The sequence below is a fragment of the Ekhidna sp. genome, from assembly GCF_965228795.1.
In the GTDB taxonomy this organism is placed as follows: Bacteria; Bacteroidota; Bacteroidia; order Cytophagales; family Cyclobacteriaceae; genus Ekhidna.
In genome coordinates this window covers 3,372,046-3,389,232 of the sequence record NZ_OZ245839.1, presented here as the reverse complement: position 1 = coordinate 3,389,232, position 17,187 = coordinate 3,372,046, and the positions used below count along the sequence as shown (strand labels likewise).

10 protein-coding genes are annotated in these 17,187 nt (G+C 43.3%); all 10 read right to left on the bottom strand.

What is annotated here, in order from left to right:
* Window positions 1–39 precede the first annotated feature (39 nt).
* Window positions 40–444 carry a hypothetical protein gene (locus ACQK2H_RS15135; protein WP_425392216.1) on the bottom strand — a complete coding sequence of 135 codons (405 nt, stop codon included), beginning with the start codon at window positions 442–444 and terminating at the stop codon, window positions 40–42.
* Window positions 445–496: 52 nt separating this feature from the next.
* Window positions 497–2,437: an alpha/beta fold hydrolase gene (locus tag ACQK2H_RS15130; RefSeq protein ID WP_425392215.1), complete on the bottom strand. Its 1,941-nt coding sequence runs from the start codon at window positions 2,435–2,437 to the stop codon at window positions 497–499.
* Window positions 2,438–2,483: 46 nt separating this feature from the next.
* Window positions 2,484–3,041: a GNAT family N-acetyltransferase gene (locus ACQK2H_RS15125; RefSeq protein ID WP_425392214.1), complete on the bottom strand. Its 558-nt coding sequence runs from the start codon at window positions 3,039–3,041 to the stop codon at window positions 2,484–2,486.
* A 15-nt stretch (window positions 3,042–3,056) separates the two neighbouring features.
* Window positions 3,057–6,671 (bottom strand): M1 family aminopeptidase, encoded by a 3,615-nt coding sequence (locus ACQK2H_RS15120; RefSeq protein WP_425392213.1) that lies wholly within the window; start codon window positions 6,669–6,671, stop codon window positions 3,057–3,059.
* A 23-nt stretch (window positions 6,672–6,694) separates the two neighbouring features.
* Window positions 6,695–7,588: an ABC transporter ATP-binding protein gene (locus tag ACQK2H_RS15115; RefSeq protein ID WP_425392212.1), complete on the bottom strand. Its 894-nt coding sequence runs from the start codon at window positions 7,586–7,588 to the stop codon at window positions 6,695–6,697.
* A 295-nt stretch (window positions 7,589–7,883) separates the two neighbouring features.
* Window positions 7,884–8,495 (bottom strand): rhomboid family intramembrane serine protease, encoded by a 612-nt coding sequence (locus ACQK2H_RS15110; RefSeq protein ID WP_425392211.1) that lies wholly within the window; start codon window positions 8,493–8,495, stop codon window positions 7,884–7,886.
* Complete coding sequence (locus ACQK2H_RS15105) at window positions 8,492–10,534, bottom strand: penicillin acylase family protein (protein ID WP_425392210.1); 2,043 nt, start codon at window positions 10,532–10,534, stop codon at window positions 8,492–8,494. The genes ACQK2H_RS15110 and ACQK2H_RS15105 overlap by 4 nt, the downstream gene beginning before the upstream one ends.
* Before the next feature lie 319 nt (window positions 10,535–10,853).
* Window positions 10,854–13,988, bottom strand: coding sequence for a VPS10 domain-containing protein (locus tag ACQK2H_RS15100; RefSeq protein WP_425392209.1), 3,135 nt, complete (start codon window positions 13,986–13,988; stop codon window positions 10,854–10,856).
* A gap of 32 nt (window positions 13,989–14,020) precedes the next feature.
* Window positions 14,021–16,660, bottom strand: a complete 2,640-nt coding sequence (locus tag ACQK2H_RS15095) for a M14 family zinc carboxypeptidase (RefSeq protein ID WP_425392208.1) — start codon at window positions 16,658–16,660, stop codon at window positions 14,021–14,023.
* A gap of 97 nt (window positions 16,661–16,757) precedes the next feature.
* A complete protein-coding gene (locus ACQK2H_RS15090) occupies window positions 16,758–17,177 on the bottom strand; it encodes a CBS domain-containing protein (protein ID WP_425392207.1) in 420 nt (139 codons plus the stop codon).
* Window positions 17,178–17,187: the final 10 nt, after the last annotated feature.

Sequence of the window (17,187 nt, the reverse complement as noted above, 5' to 3'; positions counted from 1 at the left end):
TCAGCATTTTTTCAGATAGCTTACCTTTAAAATTATGGTTTAGTCAGCGGTAGGCCCCTTCATCCAGACAATTGTAAATCCAAGAGTTAGTCCGATGAAAGAAAAGATGACATCATAGGGATCATACACATTGTTCCCTCCAAGATTGTGGAGTTTGACTTCTTGTGTGATTACGAAAATGGCAGCCAGAATGGTTGCTAAGATGTAAATGGTATGATTGCCTAGTTTGGATTTGTTCCATCTTTTGTTGATGTAGAGTCCCATAAAAGAAAGAACAAGCACACCCACTACTCCTTCATACAAATTTGGAAGGGACAGTACAGTGATATCTAAAAAAACCGGAGCATCCCGTTTCAGAACAAAAGGCCTTAACCAACTCTTTGAAAAAACAAATAAGATGATGATAATAATCTGAATTCGTCCAAACCAAATAGCGTTCTTCATATCGATCAAAAAAAGGCAGCCGGAAAAGCTGCCTTAAACTCGTTCGTTGATATTATAGTGAACCTGCCGTTGAATTCTCTTCAACTTCCTCTGCTTCCCCTTTAAGGTACTTGTCCAAAAATTCTTTGATCTGTCCGTATCCCTCAATGGCATTTTCATTCTTACGGAATCCATGACCCTCATCATCAAATACAATGTATTCCACGGGAACGCCACTGGCTCTGACTCCTTCTACAATTTCATCTGACTCTACTTGAAGCACACGTACGTCATTGGCGCCTTGCAATACCATCAGTGGTTTAGTCACATTTTCCGTATGGAAAAGAGGGGAGATTTCATATAGCCTCACTGAGTCTTCAGTGGTAGGATCACCTAGCTCATCATAAAGCGCCTTTCTAAAGCTCTCCCAATACGGAGGAATTGATTTCAATGTTCTCAACCAGTTGGTTACTCCAAAAATGTTCACGCCTACGTCGAAAGCTTCAGGTTCAAATGTAAGGGCTGCCATCACCATGTAACCTCCATAAGAACCTCCAATGATCCCCACTTTGTCCATGTCGATCACTCCTGTATTTGCCAGGTAATTCTTTCCGGCAACACAATCCTTTAAATCTTTGTCGCCATGATTCTTGTCATCCAGATGATTAAACTCTTTACCATACCCGCTACTACCACGGTTGTTTACAGCTAAAACGGCATAACCATGATTCACCAGGTATTGGACCAATGCAAAATAGCTCAACCTGGATTGTCCTCCGGGACCTCCGTGAACCCATACGAGAGCCGGTACTTTGTTGTCTTCAGATGCCCCTTTAGGTTGATAGTAGATGGCCGGAATTTCCAATCCATCAAATGATTCATAGCGAACCACTTTGCCTTCCACCAAATCATCTGCGTTGATTTCAGGGTTCAATGTGTCTGTTAGTTTTTTCAACTCTCCGGTTTCAAAGTTGTAGACATAAATGTTGCTTGGAGAAGCCGAAGTACTTACTGTTAATCGTGCGAGATTCTCACTTTTGGAGATGTTGACGGATGAAATACTGCCACCTTCAATCTCCGGTAGCTGCACTTCTTCCCCGGTTTCCTGATTGAAGATTTTTACAACCGTTTTTGCATCTTCATTGATGCCAATCACCCGGTATTTTTCATTCCAGGAATCGTATGCATACCATACATCCCAGTTGGTTTCAAAAACTTTTTCTACTTCTCCAGTTTCTAAATCTCGCTTGGCCAGATATACAAAGTCAGACCCTTCATCAGTGGTGTAGTACAGACTTTTATTATCCAGGCTAAAGAACTGAGGATTGTACGTTGCGTCTCCTTCATGTATAGATATATCCGTTTTTTCACCGGTTTCACGATCATAGAGATACATTTTACCATCCGCACTGGTGATAGCTTGTGTCAGCGCATAGAATCGTTCATTAGGAGAGATGGCACCTACATCCAGTCCATCATTGTTCTGATAAATGATCTCACTAACGGGCATTTCATCATCAACAGATGATATCTGCATTTCATAAATATCCATGTACCGTGGATCACGTTTGTTGGAGGTTAAGTACATGCTTTCTTCATCTCGGCTCCAACCCCAAAATCCGTTTCTTACGCTATCGCCGGGTGTCAGATCCTTGGGCTGTCCCTCCTGAGACATCATGAATACCTTGTAGTTTTCATTGCCTCCTTCATCAAAGGAAAAAATGAATCGATCGTCATTAGGGAAATATGACTGACCGAAATACGATTCCTCGGTAGAATTGGTCAATTGCGTTTTCTCGCCAGTGGCTATATCTATTTCATAGACATTAAAAATACCTGATTCGTTACTATTTATAAGCATTTTACTTTCGTCCGGTGAGAAGCTCCCGCCACCCACGCTTACATTTTCATAAAACTGAGCAATGGTGTACTTCTGCACCTCAGGAGTCTCCTCTTTGGGTGCTGAACATGCGGCCAAAACTGCGACCGCTATCATTTTGGTAAGTGATTTCATAGTGTTTGGTTGGTTTGTTTTCATACAATTTAAAGGATTTTATGCCTCAATCTGATTTCCACTGATTCTTTCTTAATGTGTATAATTTGATATTTTCCGGATTGTCGGGGAGTCGGATGTATCCCTGATGGGTAAAACCCAGCTTTTCAAGTATTCGGCAGGAGCCAACATTCTGATCTGTGGTAATTGCGTTTATGAATGACTGATTATAACTGTTAAAAGCCAGATTAATCATTGCTTTTGCACCTTCTTGGGCATACCCATAACCCTCATACGATGGGAGCAATGCATATCCAATGTCCATTCCTTCAACTCCTTCTCTATCGTGAAGGCTGCAGGTTCCCACTGCATTTCCGGTCTCTTTTTGAATCATTACGTGATTAACAAATCCCTTTTTGGATAAATCCGGATCCATTCTGTCCTGCATGTATTTCAGCGCATCTTTCTCTGTGTAAACCTTCCGATCTCCAATATTTAAGTGCCATTTATCCGTATTCATTAAGCGCAATAAAAAGCCTGCATCTTCCGGAGCGATAGGTTTTAGATATAGTCGTGATGTCTCCATACTGATAATAAAGAATGCAGCCGGTAGAGCCGGCCGCATTTGCTTTCATTGTCTTCAGGTCGACTCAGCTAAGGACATCTTCTTTGTATTATCATCCGGGTTTCGATCAATTAGTTTATTCAATGGATCTACACCTGCTGAAGATGGTTTTTGATCCACTTTTATTTGAATGGAAGTATCATCTCCGGTAAATTGATGCTTTTTGAGATAGATGAGTTTTTCATCTCCCTCATCATCTTTTGTGTAAACCCCTACATCAATCCAGTCATTGATCTCCACCTGCGTGGAGAATCCCAGGCTGTCAGATTCCATCTTCTTGGTGTTAAGCTCAAGATTCACCAGATACTTTTCGCCAACTTCCTGATAGGTAGCTTCATCCACTTTGTTTTCATAAAGAATGATCTTGTCAAAGAAATCTGTGATTACCCCTTGTAAGCTGTCTGGAGTGACCTCACGCAAATACCCGATCAAATCAATGGTTGTAGCATATCTACCATTTCGTTCGAGGCTTTCGTACCCCCATTCATTGATCAATCTTTGAAGCGCAACATTTACACTGTCTTCTCCAATGTAGTCTTGAAGTGCATACATGATGTTTGCACCTTTCCCATAGTGGATATAGGCCTGGTTTTCTGCCAATGCCAATGGCATCTCTTTTTTCTGCTCTGTGGTTCGTCCTCTCAAATACCTGTTTAGCTCTTCCTTAAGAAACTCTTTGAGGTGTTCCTGTGGATACTCTTGCTTCATCACCATCAATGCCGAGTATTGAGACAGTGTTTCTGATAGCACGGCACTACCCTGCACATTTGCCGGGAATAGCTGATGACCCCACCACTGGTGTGCTAGCTCGTGAGCCGTTACAAAATAGGTGACATCTACATCGTCTTCCTCCTCCACCTTCACCATGAACCCGATGGCTTCAGAAAATGGGACTGTGTTTGCAAATGACTGTGCAAATGACGCATATCGTGGAAACTCCAGAATCCGCATTTGACGATATTGATACGGACTGAAATTCTCTGAAAAGTACTTAAAAGAATGCTTCATGCCCTTCATCATGCTTTCCAGATTGTATTCATGTCCTTTGTGATGGTAAATGCCCAGATCGATTTCTCTATCTGTTGAGTCATTTAATGCAATCGTTGTTTTGTCTTTAACCACCTCATACCTGGCCGAAACGATATTGAAAAAAGGCATCATTTTTTGATCCATCTTGTAATGGAAATACCGTCTGCCGTTTTCTTCCCACTCACTCTGCAGGTAACCGGGAGCAATGGCAATCTGATCCGGTACGGTTCCCACCACAATTTCAAAATCAATGCCATGCGAATCATCACTAATGAAATTTTGACGTAACCCAATCGGGTTGTCACGCCTCATCATTCGATCTTTAGGCTCCAGATCATTATCCTTTCGATCATCATCCGTTCCTAATTCATTACCGGCATTGTAGCCAAGGCTCGGAAAGCTGCTGTTATTCAAAAAAGTACCATTAAACACTATACTGGTATTCGAACCGGACTCTTTGAATCCTTTGGTGTCAAATACATATTTGAAATCCATGGTAATCGAATCACCCGGCATCAATGGTTCATCCAGCTTATGAATGTAGTAGCGATACTCATCGTAACTTTCTACAATGGTAGTGGTTCTGCTAAACGTTACCGTCTCGTAGGTCAGATCCTCGTCTTGACCCAACTGCAAATGGATGCTATCAATTGGCTCATCTTCGAAATTTTTCAAGGTATAGGTGCCCTCCATGCTGTAATCCCGATCATACGGATAAAGCTCAGATTTCACATCCATCCGTGTGATTTTAGGCTGTTTTACAAACTCATATTTTTTAAGTATACGTTCATAATCGGCTTGTAACGCCTCCTGGTCGTCTGAATTTCGGTAGGTATTTTCAATATTGGTATTGTAGAAAATGTAGCACCCTGACATGACGAAGGTTAGGAATGTTGTGATGATGAGGGTAAGAATGGGTCTGGATAACCTCATTTTACCTATGTGCCACCTCCACTTCATGGCAGCTTCTGATCCCCTCACAGCAAAGACAACTGCTACGCCAAAAAGGAAGATGCTGAATGCAAGCCAATACAGATCAAACCAGGAAAAGCTTTTCACGAAATGACCATAACCGTTCATTTCAGAATAGGTGCCCAGGCTGGCGCTACCAAATTGGAAAAGACTGTGTTCCAGCCCAAGGAGATCTAGCACTCCTGTGGCAATGAAAAATACAATTACTACTGCATGTCCAAGAAACTTATTGTTGACCATCACCTGGACAAAGAATGCCAGCAGCGAGAATAAGATCACAAAAGAGAATGTCTCTGTGAATAGCGTGTAGAAATACACCGGCAGGTCAAACTTATAATATCCCTTGGCTGCCTGTATCACCACTCCAGACCCAATCAGAATTAGATTGAGTATTACAAAGACTAATATCAATCCTATGAATTTGCTAACAAGGCTTATAAAGTCAGGCATTGGTAAGGCATCCTGAATCAAGTTGATTTTAACATCTCGTTCCCTCCAAACCAGTTCTCCGGAATAGAAAACGAGAATTATCAGAAAGAATAGACTAAAGGAATTGGTTATCAATTCGATCATCAAATAGGTGGTAGGGTAGGTGTAGGTACCGAACACCCGACCAACGAAAAAGGAATTCACCACCATCAGGAACATACCAAAGACGATGATGGCCTGAAAAGGCACACTTTTAATCACTGACTTGAAGTAAAACCATGTTTGCTTTCTTAGCTGAAGTAAGTAGGTACTGAATCCAAAATTGAAGCTTACTGTTGGTATTGAAACACTTGTTTTGGAAGCACTTTCTGCTTTGGTGGTCTTTTTCTTAAACCATGACTTTCGAACTACATTGAAGCTAAATGAAAAATACCCAATGATGAGTGTAAGCAGACCTATTCCCATCCACATCAATCGATTCCACATGACAACTCCATCAAATGGGACGACCATGCTATTCTGCTCTGCTACCGTCCAATACTGGATTTTGTTTGCTATCGTTCGGATCGCGAACGGATCGATAAGTGCGGCTAGGTCCCGGTTGTCTACCTCCCTGGTTAGGATCAAAGCAATTTGATACACTGCAAAGAGCAAAATCCACTGCACATATACCGTGACCATTTTTCTGGAAAGCGCGCCTGTCACAAAGAATAGCGCACTGGTGAAAAACAGGTTGGCAAGTACGATGGTAATGAATGGGTGGATGTAGTGATAAAAGTTGAAAGGCAGCATTTTATCCTTATCCGGATTGAATAGCTCACCCAACATAAACCCTAGCATCATTCCCCCGAAAACAAACAATACGATGATGAAAGATCCCAGGAACCGACCTAGCAAATAATCAAACTTTGAAATGGGGGTCGTGAAGAGCATGGACTCTGTGTTGTGCTCAAAGTCTCTGAGAACCGCTACGCCCATTATGGCTGAGGTGATCATCATCATGATGCCCGAAAGAATGGCCATCATATTAGCTATAGTGGTAGGGGAGTTTTCTTTTACAAGACCCGATCCACCACCTACTTGTATGATATCTGTACTCATGGTCAAAACGGCCATGAGGAAGAGAATGGCAAAGTAGATATAGGTCGCCGGTCTCTTTTTACGATACTGAAGTTCGAATTTTAATATTTTAAACCACATGATTTTAAATTTAGGGTTGTGAATTAGGCCGGTACCGCTTCTTGTTGAGTGGAAGATAGAATGTGTGAGAAATACACATCTTCCAGGTCTGCTTCCACGGGCTCGAACGAACCATCAGGTTTAGTATCTGACAATACATGTATCTCCGGTTTCCCTGCAATCAAACGATCAGAGATGACCGTGAAATCATTCTGGTATTGCTCCAGCTCTGCTTTTTCAATCTTTTTCTTCCAAACCTTACCCTCAACTTCTTCAAGTGCTTTTGCAGGACTTCCCTGATAAAGCACTGTACCCAAATTGATAATGGCCATGCTCGTGCACAGCTCCTTCACGTCATCGACGATATGGGTGCTTAAGATCACCACCGTGTTTTCTCCAAGCTCACTAAGCAGGTTTAAGAATCGATTTCTTTCCGCCGGATCGAGACCTGCAGTAGGTTCATCCACAATGATCAGTTTCGGATTTGAAAGTAAAGCCTGAGCAATCCCGAATCGTTGTTTCATCCCACCCGAATAGCCACCCAGATTTTTCTTTCTGGATTGCCATAGGTTGGTTTTGTGCAAAAGGCTCTCTACCAGCTCTTTACGTTCTTTGTTGTTGGCCACTCCCTTTAGCACAGCTAAATGATCCAGGAGGACTTCTGCAGTTACTTTGGGGTAAACGCCAAATTCCTGGGGTAGGTATCCAAGAATCTTTCTTACCTCATCTTTCTCACGCAATACATCCAGCTCTCCGAGCATGATACTGCCTGTGTCTGGTTCTTGTAAAGTGGCGATCGTTCGCATGAGACTAGATTTACCGGCACCATTCGGTCCCAGTAAACCAAACATGCCTGTTGGAATGTCCAGAGAAACGTCGTTTAGCGCCTTCACGCCATTGGAATAAGTCTTTGATAGATTTCTGATAGTTAGATTCATAGTGATTGTCATTTACCTAATGATGCAGTTAGTGCATCTTAAGTATCAATTTATTTTATTTTATTGATCTCAGGTTATACGAAATGATAAATGGTTGATCCAGTATGTTGGATGACTAAAGTTTGGTGTTAAGCTGGGTGGTTGCATAACCCTATTCCCATGCGAATGACGAAAGGAGTGAGACTTGGGAGTCTTCCGCCAAGGTTTGTGTCTTCAGAAACCTTGTGGCAACATTCATTTCGATTTGTGAGGACAGGTGAGGGCACGAACCGAGGCTTGGGTATGACCTTATTTCTTAAGATTTTGGAATTTCCATCGAATCTTTCCAGGTGCTGTAAAGTGTAAAACCAATTAGGGTGGCACTGGCGTGAAATAGGTTTCCGTAGAAAAACGAGTGAAGGAGCGAATGATTAGGATTGAATAGGAGGGGTACAAATCCCATGAAAAGGGTAACAGCTCCCCACATCACGATCAAGATTCCTTTGGACCGGTCGGCTTTTTCCTGATATGCTCCATTTTCCTTCGCCCATTTGAAATGGATCAAAAGAAAGGGACTATACGCCCAAATGATCCCGGAAGAGCCGTTGATCCAAATCCCGGAAATCCATTGAGTGACTATAAAACCTATCCAAGCTACAAGAGATAGGATCAAAAATCGCTTTGTGCCAAGTATTGATTCTACTTCTTTCCCCACAATAGCAATGAGCACCAGGTTCAATCCGAGGTGTAATAAAATAGCCATTGGTTGTCCTGTCGCACCGTGCTGAAAGGCCATGGTGAAGTTTTGCCACCAGTACTCATGGTGAAGTTCGCCTGAAAAAAACTCGAAGTAATCCTGAGAGAACACCCCAGGCAGAGTAATTACCAAACATAATAAAATGAACGTCTTGGAAATGGGTGCTTTCATTCCGGATGATAAATACGCTTGGCGTTTTTCCTTATCTCATCAATATCCAGGGTCATTCGTTTTCTTTCACGATTTAAGAACATGGGTATTTGGTCATCATAGTGTGGACTTTCCGGACGATTCGATGCGCCGAAGACATTGACGGTTTCAATAATGGGTAGTCCATCCTCAGGATACCTTACCATCATGATATAAGACTCGCCCGAACTACCACGAACCTTTCCTTCACCCATGTAATTGTTATTCATTGCTGCAATAACATCTGGAAGACCACCCAGCGGGTACTCTTTATCGCCACGAATCAGCTTTTGATACTCACCGAGTGTTACATCAAGTTTGTTAAAGAAATGTAGTAAGTACCTCCTGACATATTTAACAGCGTTAATGTATTGCTCTTTAGAAATATTTTTAATGTCTATCTCACCGGATTTACTTGCAAGTCTTCGGTAAAGGATGTTTAGGTGAGCAGGACCGATCTTATCAACACGTGCACTTTTATCCCATCTCTGGATGATTTCCAGAACCTGGGCTGCTGAATCAGCATCCGCAGGATCCAAATTAAACACCGGATTCAGGTCAATCCAATATACTAGTGAGTCTGGTAGAGTCGCATCGTATTTGATGTCAAGAAAGTCTTTCCAGCTTAGTTGATCATACTGATCAATCAATTCCATGAACCGATAGCTTCGGTTGTTATCATAAGCACGGTATCCCATGGTTGAGTCAAAGTTTGTAGGGTTAAGATTGTCTGCTGCAGCAGTAGCATTAAACGCACCATTGTTAGTGTTGAATAAATAACCGGAGGAAGGGTTTGTGATTTGAGGGAGATCGGAAAACGGATGGTATCCCTGAGGAATTGTTTCTTCAGTGTTTCCGGGAAGGGTGGTGCTCCAGTCATACGCTGGATTCCTAAAAGGTATTTTGCCATTGCCTACATAAAACAAGCTGTCATACTTGTCAGCATACACGATATTGAAACTAGGAATAGCCGTCATGGAAAGTGCTTCTTTGAATTCTGCCAGGTTGGTGGCTTTATTCATTTTGTACCATTGCTCAATCGCCCGGATCTCATCAAAAACGGCCATATGGAAGGCAAAGAATCCTTTGTCATTTTTCACAACCGGACCATACACTGAGTAATAAGCATCTCTTTTCACTCCAATTTTGATTCCAAGGAAAACTTTGACTTTCAGTTTGATCTTTCGTTTTTCCAGCTCCAGCCACTCATTGTCTACCCGGTACAGGTTTTCTTCTTCCGGGTGCATTTCCAGTTGAAACACATCTCGTTTATCAAAATAATTGACCGTATGAGCCCAGCCCAGATGTTCGTTTGTGCCATGAAAAATCACCGGTCCACCTGGGAATAATCCTCCCAGCATGTTCCATCCTTCATCACTGACCAGGTGCGCTTCATACCATGCAGCTGGGCCTTCGAGTGGCTGATGAGAATTGACCGCCAGAAACACTTCATTACTGGTCGTTTTACTTCGGCTTATCGCAAAGGCATTGGACCCCTTTGTTTCAAAATCAACCGTATCCATGTTTCCATCAAAAAGATTCCGAATCAGGTTATCTGCTCCATCTTGAACGGCAAGTTGCAGCACATACGCTTTGAATATGTCATTAAGTGTAGCAGGAAAAGCCTTTTTTATTAGCACTTCATCCTTATGTGAATCCGCATACGCATTTAATCCTGCAATGTATCCTTCGGCGATTTTGATAAATGCAGGATCTACTTCATCTATGTGCTCCTTGACAATTTCTTCACATCTAAGTAGTCCCACCACGTAATCAATGGGTGCTCCATCAGGCCCCTGATAACGACCCATCATTTGCTTGGCTGCAAGCAGGATTTGCTGGATTGTTTCAAAATCATCTTCTGCATGGGCCCAGGCTAAACCATAGGAAACCTGAGCATCCGTTGGGGCAAAGATGTGTGGCACACCCCATTCATCACGGATGATTTCAATTTCAGACGGGTTGAACTGCCCCTTGCAAACGAACGCAGCAAGAAGCAATATCAGACTTAGTAATCGCATGGTTAATCCTCAGGTCTTTCTGCTGTTAATTTAAGATTTTATTTACGTGCTGTTTTTGGTTCTTAATTAAAAGTGGTCTCTATTTCAATCAGATTCCCATGACTCAAATGATTATCGTCATTTTCCCAAGGGAATAAGGTTGAGAAAGGAACCGAATCCTTTGCGAACGACGAAGGAGTAAGACTTGGGAATCTCGCCCCCCCCCAAATACTAATATTTATCTGCAAAGGTTTGTGTCTTCACAAACCTCTCTTACACCTATCGTTTCGATTCGTGAAGACACGAATCGAGGCACTAGAAGCAATAATAGTCGCATCAATTAATCCTCTAGTATTACCGCCGGTAAGTTAAGATTTTTGTAGAGGTCATTAAAAGCTTTCAATTCCACATTGATCAGCTCATCTCTGCGATCAGCATTCGATTCCCACGCTGTTTTCAGGTCGTCAAAGCGTTCTTTGGCTCCTTGCGTCAAGCGTGGATCAGCTACATCTATGAATGATTTCAAACTCATCATCTGACTGTTCAATTGATTTTGGAAATTGATCACATCCTGAAATGTTTCTTGTTTGGGTTGGATGAGTTCATTTTCCCAATCTTCTATTTTCTGAACCAGTGCCTTTGCAGTGTCAAGCAAGTCCTTGGCTTCTTCATTGCCTTTCAGCCTTTTCTGATAGGCCTGAAGTTGTGCCTTTCCTGAGCGCACGGTATTCACACTTTCGTGCATGTCACGGATCATGTCTTCAATCGCCGTAAGCATGTTTTGCTGTGCCGTCCATGCAGCTTTGGTATATTCTTGCCCAGGTACTTCCAGAATATTTACTTGAATAGCAGAAGTGTCTGTTTCAGTCATCAACTTGATTGTGTATGCTCCGGGTGCAACTCTCGATCCGGTGTAATCACCAAAAGAGAAAACCCCATCTACTGCAGGAAGTGTCTCTCGCTTGAAATCCCAGGTAAATCGGTTGATGCCTTTTTTTGCTGGAAGTACTTGTGGGGCTGGTGGGCCACCTTGCCAGGTTTTGAAAGACTCGTCTTTTTGGTTTGAGTAGCTTAGGATGACCTCTTCTCCGTCTAGTATTTCTACTTTCAATGCTACACTATCCGGTACTTCTTCATTGAGGTAATAATCAAAGGTCACTCCGGAAGGAGGGTTTTTCCCTGCTTCAACCGGTGCACTTCCTCCCAGGATTCGATACTGATTTTCCTTGGCAAACAGCGCACCGTTTTTCTTTTCTTTTCCAAGTGTTCCTTGAATGGCACTCAAATCATCCAATATCCAGAATGATCGTCCGGCGGTAGCTGCCACCAGGTCGTTTTGTCGGATGGTGAGGTCATTGATTGGCACTACAGGCAGATTTAACTGAAGCTTTGACCAGTTTGCTCCATCGTCAGGAGATACATAAAGACCGGTTTCTGTCCCTGCATACAACAGTCCTTTCACTTTAGGATCTTCTCTCACTACTCGAACAAATCCATTCGGATCATTGAATCCGTTGGTGATCTTAGTCCATGATGCACCGTAATCGTTTGTTTTGAAAACCAGCGGCGTAAGGTCATTGAATTTATATCGCATTACGGTGATATAGGCGGTAGCTGCATCATGGGGTGACACCTCAATCGAGTTGATAATGCCTTCCTGAAGTCCTTTTGGTGTCACATTGGTCCAATTGGCTCCCTCATCTTTCGTTACATGAACCAGCCCATCATCTGATCCAACCCAGATCACATCTTTTTCATGAGGAGATGCGGCTAGGTACATGATCGTGTTGTAATTCTCACCTCCGGCAGCTTCGTTGGTGTAGGGTCGGCCACCCGGTCCTTGCTTTGTAGTGTCATTTCTGGTCAGGTCCGGAGAAATGGTGTCCCATGTTAGGCCTCCATCCGTGGTTTTAAAAACCACATTACCTGCATGGTAAATGGTATTTGGATCATGTGGAGAAGCGACTATCGGGGCGTTCCAGTTGAATCGATGACTGAAGTCTTTTGGTATGCCACTCAAGCGTTGTTCTAGGTATTGCATCACCGGCTTTCCTTCTCCGGTCGATTTCTCCCATCGCTCGATTATGCCTTGGTAACAGCCACCATAGACCACCTCTGGATTTTTTGGATCAAAAGCGAGGTAGGCACTTTCACACCCGGCCACTGAATACCAGTCCTTCCAGCCAATGCCCCAGCCATTGGTTCGACTTGGAATGGCTATCGCAGAATTGTCCTGCTGACCGCCGTACACATTGTAAGGAACCAAATCATCGGTGATCACTCGGTAAAACTGAGCGGTCGGTTGATTCTCTTGCGTTGACCAGCTATTGCCCCCATTAAACGAGACATTCGCTCCACCGTCATTGGAGTTGATCATGAGCTGATTATTCGTTGGGTTAATCCACAGGTGGTGGTTGTCACCATGAGGAACAGAGACATTGGAAAAGCTTCTGCCTCCGTCAATGGATTTCATAACAGGTGCATTTAGCACAAAGACTTTATTTTCATCTTGCGGGTCCGCAAATACTTCCATATAGTACCATGAGCGCGTGATTAATACCCTGCTTTTGTTTATTTGGCTCCACTTTTTCCCTGCATCATCCGATCGGTATAAACCGGATTTGGATCCTTCTGCTTCGATGATTGCAAAGACACGGTCAGGGTTTGCTCTGGAAACAGAGACACCTGCTTTACCAAACTCCTCAGGCAACCCTTCTTCCATCTTATCCCAGGTTTCACCACTATCCACTGACTTATAAAGTCCAGATCCCGGGCCACCCGATCTGACCGTCCATGGGTATCGCTGATGATCCCACATGGCTGCATAGAGGATACGTGGGTTGGTCATGTCCATGGATAGGGAAGAAGCACCCGTGTTGTTGTCTACAAACAATACTTTGCGCCAATTGGCACCTCCATCGATGGATTTATAAATCCCTCGTTCACTCGAGGGACCGTACAATGCACCTTGAACCGAAACATAAACAATGTCCGGATTGGTAGGGTGGATGATTACATCTGAAATATGCATAGACTTGTCTAATCCAATATGTTTCCAGGTTTTTCCCGCATCGGTGCTTTTGTACACGCCATCACCATTAGAGGTCATGACCCCACGTACGGCATGTTCGCCCATTCCCACATATATGACATTCGGATCAGATTCAGAAACAGATATTGCTCCGACAGTTCCGGTCTTCAGTTGGCCGTCTGAGATGTTTTTCCAGTTGATGCCTCCATCGATGGTTTTCCAGATGCCACCGCCGGTTGTTCCCATGTAGTAGGTCATAGGGTCATTCAATACACCGCACGAAGCGACGCTGCGACCACCTCTGGTCGGGCCGATGTTTCGCCACTGGAGACCTTCATAGAGGGAAGCGTCTATTTTGTTGGAATCGTTTGATTTGTTTTTTTTCTGAGCATCGACCACCGTAAAAAGGAGTAATGCTGATAGAATGAATACGTATTTTTTCATGGTATTATAGGTAAGGTTTGGTGGGTTTAGTTTTAAAATCCGGGTAAAATCATGACAGCATTTTGCATCATGCGTGATGGTCCCAGCCAGAACATACGATACTGCGTATTATCTCCCAAGAAAACAATTTTGCCTTCACCTATGGAAGTAACACCGGCGAATGCAAGTCCTGCAACATGTTCAAGGTTTTCTTTCGAGGCATAGCCTGCTACCAATAATTTGGATGGATCTTTATGATAGTAGCCCACCGTATGAATTTTATCTGATGGTAAGATTCCATTATTTCCGAATTTCAGTGCATACAAGTCTTTCTTCAGGCCAAATGCAAGTGGGTGAGTCGTGTCAATTTTAGCATTCAAGGCAGATCCCGGAACCCTCCGTTTTCCAAAGTAATCTTCTCGATCAGCATACTTTAAGTAATGACGTGCCTCGCTGCTATCCTTTGGGCTCTTTTTCAGTTCAACTTCAGTGATTTTGGAGTTTTCTTTGGTAAAAAAAACTGCGGCACTTTCGGTTGCAATCAACGTTCCGCCATCATTTACCCACGCTTTTATTTCTTCTTGCTGCTCTTCTCCAAACAATGCTTTTAGTGTGCTTCCACCTCCTGGGAGGATCAGCACATCATAATCTTTGAGGTCAGCACCTCCAAATCGGAATCCCTGCTTCGGAAGGCTGGTTTGCTCCAGAGCAGTCGTCCGGATGCGTTCGATTGGAAGTTGTGTCACCCAATCAAAAAGGAAGTAAATCTGTCCACCCGTATAGGAGCTAAAAGGCGGATCCACCATCATGGCAATTTTCGGTTGCTTAACCGGTCGATTGCCAGTGTTTGCTAAATCCATTCCGGTAAGCATCCTTCCCGAATTAAAGCCTACGATCTTCACACCAGAAGCAATCGCAATTTGTTTGATATCCTCATTAATCGTTTTTGATTTTTCGCGGTTACGACCTTTCAAAATGATTAATGATCCGGCCGGAAATTGATAATTACCATCACTAAAAGGCTTTTCGGCAGCTCTCACATTATACTTCTTGGCCCAAAGCATTGCCAGCGCCTGTGGTGCATTACGCTGCGACCAGTCAATCACATAGGCGTAACCAGCCTCATTATTAATCACCTCTCCTTTACTTTCAGGCATCTCCACCACTTCTTGCATGTCAACGGAATAGCTTCCGGATGTGGACCATGCGTCAATGTTGTAAGCGATAGGTGCAGACCAGGTGGCCATGTCGTACATCACCGAGTCTTCGATGGCCATGTTTCGCTCCATGATGCTGTTTATGAATAGCGCTCGTGACTGATCCGTAGGAACGATGTAAGTACCATCTGGTAGCGATCTTCTTCCGGTTGAGCCCGTTCGGTAGTCTTTTGCTGAAGCTACTTGAAAGCTATTTTTCGCCCGGTATACAGAAACACCATTTCGTTTTAAGACACGCACCAGTTCATCCGCGTACATGTCATTATTCGCAAAGAAGTAAGCTTTAGTGCTTGTTTTACTATTGGCTGGCTTCCATGCATTATAGCTGTATTGTAGTAAGACTTTTCGATTATTAGCAGACGCTTTGATCGTTGCTATGGATGTGGTGTAGTGATCGAAAATGCGTTGACGTAACGTCAGGTGATAGCCATCATCGGTTTCTACGATACGCCCACCGGCAGAGTGACCGCCCTGTTCAGTGAGCATACCAATGGCGCCCATGACACTTGGCCAGCTGGAGCCATAGCCCGGGTAGAAAAAGTCAAAAGCATCTCGTGTGAAGTAGTTGATTTGATGCTTGTCAAACTCAGCAACATTCGCATCACCAAAGACTTTGGACCATGGTTCGTACGCATCCGGAAGCAGCTTATTTCTAGGGGTTGTCCCAGGCATGGTGAAGTAGTTGGAGTTATAGCCTTGCTCATGGTAATCCACATGCACCTGCGGCATCCATTGTTGATATTCTCCGGTATGGCCTCTGGATTCAGGATGCACGCCCCATATCCAATCTCGGTTTAGGTCAAACCAATAATGATTGGTTCGTCCACCAGGCCAATTTTCGAAGTGCTCCACGTCTTTGGGTTCCACTCCGGGTCTGCCCAGTCGTTTCATTGATTTGTACCAATAAACGTACCGATCTCTGCCATCGGGATTGATGCAGATGTACATGATAATCACAGAGTTCTTAAGAATGTCCAGCGTTTCCTGATCCGTGGCAGCCGCCATTCGATAAGCCACCTGCATAGCTGCTTCAGATGAGGATGCCTCATTTCCGTGAATGTTGTAAGAGAAGGAGGTGAAAACCGGTTGATTTTCAATGATGGATTGAGCTTCTGCATCAGATGCTGTTAGCAACTGTAAATGTGTTTCTTTGATCGCATCAATTTTGTTGATATTCTCCTGTGAGGAGATCACCAGATTGATGAGTGGTCTACCTTCATAAGTTGCTCCATATTCATTGTAAAGTACTCGAGGCGAGGCTGAGGCTAATTCCTTGTAGTACTGAACAATATGTGCATAGCCTGTAAAGTTTTCACCCAAAGGATAGCTCAAAAATTGCTCTGGTGAGGGAACGTCTGGATTAACAGAAAGATCGGGCTCAAACGAAAAACGTTCCTGATCTACGACCTGTGGTTGTGCATAGCTAGTAATAACGGCAATTCCTAAAGTCAGGAATGCGAATAAAATTCTCTTCATAATCTAATAGGTTAGGGCTATGAAGATACAAAGAGCTGATCACTTTGCCTTAGGTAAAGTGATCAGCTGAAATTATTCTATTCAAATGGTAAGGGCTTTAGTATTGCTCAAGAAAATATTTGATGATATCTGTGGTGGTAATGATGCCGACCAGCTTTGCTCCATCAACAACAGGCAGAGCGTGAAATTCGCGTTCCGCCAATATTTCTGCTGCTTGTTTTAGTGTGTCTTCTGAGCCTACTGTTTCAGGACTGTGTTTCATTACCTGATTGATAGACAGCATATCGAAGATGGCTTGATCTGAGCCGGATTGTTCATCACCGAAGGTATTCCCAAAACTTATTCGGAGGATATCGGTCTTACTGATAATACCTATCAGATTATCACCGGAAACAACTGGGATGTGCCTGATATTATGTTTGTTAAATAGCGCATTCGCTTCTTTAAGTGAATTATTCACATTTATTGTTAGAACATCTTTCGTCATAACGTTGGATACTTTCTCTCTCTTTTTCATGTTACGGTTG